This is a genomic window from Brevundimonas sp., assembly GCF_003248455.1.
Classification (GTDB): domain Bacteria; phylum Pseudomonadota; class Alphaproteobacteria; order Caulobacterales; family Caulobacteraceae; genus Brevundimonas.
In genome coordinates this window covers 1-1,007 of the sequence record NZ_QFNM01000076.1, presented here as the reverse complement: position 1 = coordinate 1,007, position 1,007 = coordinate 1, and the positions used below count along the sequence as shown (strand labels likewise).

The 1,007-nt window shown below is 65.2% G+C and carries 1 protein-coding gene; it reads left to right on the top strand.

Features of this window, described 5'->3' with window-relative positions:
- Positions 1-19 precede the first annotated feature (19 nt).
- On the top strand, positions 20-826 hold the full coding sequence (locus DI624_RS16045) for a flagellin (protein ID WP_291540555.1): 807 nt from the start codon (positions 20-22) through the stop codon (positions 824-826).
- The last annotated feature ends 181 nt before the right edge of the window (positions 827-1,007 follow it).

Sequence of the window (1,007 nt, the reverse complement as noted above, 5' to 3'; positions counted from 1 at the left end):
GTGAAGAAGGACAGCCAAAATGGCTAACAGCATCAACACCAACTACGGCGCTGCGGTCGCCCTGCAGAGCCTGAACAAGACCAACGCCCAGCTGGAGACCACTCAGAACCGGATCAACACCGGGATGAAGGTCTCCTCGGCCAAGGACAATGGCGCGATCTTCGCCATCGCCACCAGCCAGCGGGCCAACATGGGCGCGATGGATGCGGTCAAGAACTCGCTGCAACGCGGCCAATCCATCGTCGACGTGGCCCTGGCGGCGGGCGACACGGCGACCTCGGCCCTGGAAGAGATGAAGGCCCTGGCGGTCAACATCGCCTCCTCGACCGGCGACGCCCAGACGGCCTATCTGGCCGACTACAACGCCCTGGGCAAGGAAGTGGCCTCGGCGCTTTCGGGCGCCAGCTTCGACGGCGTCAACCTGTGGGCGACCGCAGGGCTGACGAATGTGACGACCAACACCTCGGGCGGCACCTTCGGGATCGGTTTCGCGACCAATATCTCGACGAGCGCGACCCTGGCCGCGGTCAACACCGGCGCCATCGCCGCCGCCGCCGCCACGACGACCGCGGTCGACGCGGCGCTGAAGACGGTCACGGACAGCCTGGCGACCCTGGGCACCCAGTCCAAGTCGGTCGGTCGTCAGATCACCTTCGTCAACAAGCTGCAAGACGCCACGGAAGCCGGCATCGGCAACCTGGTGGACGCCGACCTGGCCAAGGAAAGCGCCCGCCTGACGGCCCTGCAGACCAAGCAGCAGCTCGGCGTGCAGGCGCTGTCCATCGCCAACTCGTCCAGCTCCATCCTGCTGGGCCTGTTCCGCTAGGACCCGGAGGGCCGGGAGGCTTCGGCGTCCCGGCCAAAGGTCTGAATTCTGGAGCAAAACGCTCCCGTCGCCAAAATGGCGGCGGCCATCACGAAGTGAAGAAGGACAGCCAAAATGGCTAACAGCATCAACACCAACTACGGCGCTGCGGTCGCCCTGCAGAGCCTGAACAAGACCAACG

What these genes read in the sequence shown, in the direction of transcription:
- DI624_RS16045 (WP_291540555.1), top strand. Translation starts at nt 20, where the DNA reads ATGGCTAACAGCATCAACACCAACTACGGCGCTGCGGTCGCCCTGCAG.